The 4,106-nt window shown below is 67.4% G+C and carries 3 protein-coding genes; all 3 read left to right on the top strand.

The annotated features are described in order from the left end of the window. Positions 1-316 precede the first annotated feature (316 nt). Positions 317-1,702 carry an NAD-dependent succinate-semialdehyde dehydrogenase gene (locus ACQKDV_RS18555; protein WP_427785724.1) on the top strand — a complete coding sequence of 462 codons (1,386 nt, stop codon included), beginning with the start codon at positions 317-319 and terminating at the stop codon, positions 1,700-1,702. Between the two features lie 63 nt (positions 1,703-1,765). Beyond that, positions 1,766-3,406, top strand: coding sequence for an acetolactate synthase large subunit (locus tag ACQKDV_RS18560; RefSeq protein WP_427785725.1), 1,641 nt, complete (start codon positions 1,766-1,768; stop codon positions 3,404-3,406). 161 nt (positions 3,407-3,567) lie between these two features. Then, on the top strand, positions 3,568-4,106 hold a 539-nt coding region (locus ACQKDV_RS18565), incomplete at its 3' end, for an OB-fold nucleic acid binding domain-containing protein (protein ID WP_427785726.1).

The raw sequence follows: 4,106 nt of genomic DNA on the forward strand, positions 1-4,106 counted from the left end.
GACCGGGTCCGGTTGAGGGGGCGTGAGCGCCATGGATGGCGCGACCGAGGCTACAGGGACGTATTTACGCCGTCCCCCTCAACCGGACCCACCCCGCCATCCCACGGAAAGCCTGCCTTTGACGTTGTCTTTGCCGTTGCCGTGGCCGTGGCTTGAAGCAGGTGCAGGGCTGCAAGCCCTGCCACAACACTCCCCCCTATACAGGCAAGTGCAGGTCACAGGATACGCAGACGCCTTGTTGCCGGCTTCGATCAGGTCCACATTCCCGTGCAGGAAACGGGCTGCCGGCCCGTTGTCGAGACAACAGGAGACCTGCATGTCCGCTGCCCCCACCACCGCCATCTCCCGCGATCCGGCCACCGGCCAGGTGATCGCCAACCACCCCTTCGCCAGCGCCGCAGAACTTGAAACGATCCTGCAGCGTGGGCAGGCCGGCTTCGCGGCCTGGAGCACCCAGACCCTGGAGCAGCGCGCTGCCGTGCTGCGTGCCATGGCCGCCGTGCTGCGTCGCGATCGCGAGCCCCTGGCCGCGATGGCCACCGCCGAAATGGGCAAGGTGCACGCAGAGTCGTTGGCCGAGATCGAGAAATGCGCGGTGCTGTGCGACTGGTACGCCGAGCACGGCGCGCCGTTCCTGCGCGATGAACCGACCCAGGTCCCGGGCGACCAGGCGTATGTGTCCTACCTGCCGCTGGGCATGGTGCTGGGCATCATGCCGTGGAATTTCCCTTACTGGCAGGTGATGCGTGCGGCGGTGCCGATCCTGATGGGGGGCAATGGCTTCCTGCTGAAGCCGGCCGAGAACATTGTCGGCACCGCGCAACTGCTCGACGCCGCATGGCGCGAGGCCGGCCTGCCGGAGGGTACCTTCATTGCGGCCAACATCAGCCGTGAGGGCACCAGCGCCGCCATTGCCGATGATCGCATCGCCGCCGTCACCCTCACCGGCAGCGTCGCCGCGGGCCGCAGCATCGCGGCCCAGGCCGGGCGGGCGCTGAAGAAGGTGGTGCTGGAACTGGGCGGCTCCGATCCGTTCATCGTGCTGGCGGACGCCGACCTGGATGCAGCGGTGGATGCGGCCGTGGCCTCGCGCTTCCAGAACACCGGGCAGGTCTGCATCGCCGGCAAGCGCATCATCGTCGAAGACGCCGTCCATGACCGGTTCGTGGCGCAGTTCTGCCAGAAGGTGCAGGCGCTGACCATCGGTGATGGCCGCGAGCCGGGCAACCGCATCGGCCCGATGGCCCGCCAGGACCTGCTGGATCAGTTGCACGCCCAGGTGCAGGCCACGGTGGATGCCGGTGCCCAGCTGCGGGTCGGCGGTCATCAGCTGGACCGCCCGGGGGCCTTCTATGCCCCGACCGTGCTGGTGGATGTCGAACCGGGCATGCAGGCCTTCGATGCCGAGACGTTCGGGCCGGTCGCCTCGATCAGCCGCGCCCGTGACGCCGACCACGCGGTGGAACTGGCCAACCAGAGCGAGTTCGGCCTCAGCGGCAACCTGTGGACCGGCGACCCGGCGCGGGCCAGGCAGCTGGCACGCCGGCTGCAGACCGGTGGCGTGTTTGTCAACGGCTTCTCGGCCTCCGATCCGCGCGTGCCCATCGGTGGCGTGAAGAAGAGCGGCTTCGGCCGCGAGCTTTCGCACTTCGGCATCCGTGAGTTCGTCAACGCGCAGACCGTCTGGTTCGACAAGCGTTGACGCGCGGTTTCCTCCCTTCCTGCAACGATCCACCACCAGTCCAGCGAAAAGGACGGCATTCCAATGTCCAAGGGTTCAGATCTGCTTGTCGCCGCACTTGAGAATGAAGGCGTCGAGCGCATTTTCGGCATTCCCGGCGAAGAAAACCTCGACGTGGTCGAGTCGCTGCGCCATTCCAGCATCGAGCTGGTCATCACCCGCCACGAGCAGGCGGCGGTATTCATGGCGGCCACTTACGGCCGCCTGACCGGCAAGCCGGGGGTGTGTCTGGCCACGCTCGGGCCGGGCGCGCTCAACTTCACCACCGGTGCGGCCTATGCGCTGCTGGGCGCGTGGCCGGTCATCATGATCACCGGCCAGAAGGGCATCGTCGCCAGCAAGCAGGCGCGCTTCCAGATCGTGGATATCGTCAGCACGATGAAGCCGCTGACCAAGCTGGCCCGTCAGATCGTCTCGGCGCGCACCATCCCGACCATCGTGCGCGAAGCCTTCCGCGTGGCCCAGGAGGAGCGCCCCGGCCCGGTGCTGCTGGAGCTGCCCGAGGACATCGCCGCCACCGAGGTGGAGGGCGTGACCCTGATTCCCACCCATGCGGTGGATCGGCCCATTGCCAGCCCGGAAGCGCTGGACCGCGCGGCGGAGATCATCCGCGGCGCCCAGCGTCCCCTGCTGATGATCGCCTCGGCGGCCTCGCGCCCGCAGTCCAGCGAAGCGCTGTCGGCCTTCGTGCAGCGCGCGGGCATCCCGTTCTTCACCACCCAGATGGGCAAGGGTGCGGTGGCCGGTGGCTCGGGCCTGTACATGGGCACCGCCGCACTGACCGAGCGCGATTACGTGCACACGGCCATCGACCAGGCCGATGTGATCGTGACCATCGGCCACGAAGTGACCGAAAAGCCGCCGTTCGTGATGCGTCCGGGTGGGCCGACCGTGATCCATATCGGTTACTCGCAGGCGGCGGTGGAGCAGGTGTACTTCCCGCAGGTGGAAGTGATCGGCGATATCGGCCGCTCGCTGACCCAACTGGCTGACCGCATCGAAGGCGCGGTGCTGAACGCCGATGCGCTGCTGCCGTTGCGCGCGACCATCCTGGAGCATCTGGCCGACCGTGCCGAGGAGGCCGGTTTCACTCCTCAGCGGCTGGTGCATGACGTGCGCCAGGTGATGCCGCCGGACGGCATCGTGGCGCTGGACAATGGCATGTACAAGATCTGGTTCGCGCGCAACTACCGCACCCAGGTGGCCAACACGCTGCTGCTGGACAACGCGCTGGCGACCATGGGCGCGGGCCTGCCGTCGGCGATCATGGCCTCGATCCTGTACCCGCAGCGGCGGGTGCTGGCGGTGTGCGGTGACGGTGGATTCATGATGAACAGCCAGGAGCTGGAGACCGCGCGGCGGCTGGGCCTGAACCTGGTGGTGCTGATCCTCAACGATGGTGCCTACGGGATGATCCGCTGGAAGCAGGCGGTGGATGGTTTCACCGACTACGGCATGACCTTCAGCAACCCGGATTTCGTGAAGTACGCTGAAGCCTATGGCTGCAAGGGTCATGAGGTAACCGCCATCGAGCAGTTCATCCCGACGCTGGAGGCCGCGTTCAACGAGGGTGGGGTGCATCTGGTATCGGTGCCGGTGGACTACTCGGAGAACCAGCGGGTGCTGGTGGACGAGCTGCGCCAGGCGTTTCCCGGGACTGCCTGAGGTAGCGCCGGGCCACACCCGCCGGATGCTGGTCGGCCGATGGCCGGGCATGGCCCGGCGCTACCGCGGCTGCGGGGCCGGGGGAGGGCGGTTTTGGTATGCTGGGCAACCGGCTGTGCCGGGCGCATCATCCCCCCTCACTACACGATTCCCGCAGATCCATGAGCGAAGCTACCGATACCCCCCCCGTCGACGAAAACAAGTTGATCGCCGAGCGCCGTGAGAAACTCAAAGCGCTGCGTGGGCAGGGCATCGCGTACCCCAACGACTTCCGTCGCGAGGACTTCGCCGGGCAGCTGCAGGCAGAATTCGCCGATGCCGATGCCTGGACCGCCGAGGTGCTGGAAGGCAACGGCCGCCAGGTGAAGCTGGCCGGCCGCCTGATGGCCAAGCGCATCATGGGCAAGGCCAGTTTCGCGCAGATCCAGGACGAGTCCGGCCGCATCCAGCTGTTCCTGCAGGCTGCCGCGCTGGGCGACGCCTACACCGCCTTCAAGGGCTGGGACGTGGGCGACATCATCGCCGTCGAAGGCGGCCTGACCCGGACCAGGACCGGCGAGCTGTCGGTCAAGGCCGAGTCGATCCGCCTGTTGACCAAGTCGCTGCGCCCGCTGCCGGACAAGTGGCACGGCCTGGCCGACGTCGAGCACCGACCACGCCGGGCGTTTGGCTGGGGTGGGATATTCGGAACTGGGAATGG

Source organism: Stenotrophomonas sp. NPDC077659 (genome assembly GCF_050268705.1).
Lineage (GTDB): Bacteria > Pseudomonadota > Gammaproteobacteria > Xanthomonadales > Xanthomonadaceae > Stenotrophomonas.

Bases quoted from the DNA above. Each gene is read 5' to 3' on its own strand.
- ACQKDV_RS18555 (WP_427785724.1), top strand. From the start codon at position 317: ATGTCCGCTGCCCCCACCACCGCCATCTCCCGCGATCCGGCCACCGGC.
- ACQKDV_RS18560 (WP_427785725.1), top strand. From the start codon at position 1,766: ATGTCCAAGGGTTCAGATCTGCTTGTCGCCGCACTTGAGAATGAAGGC.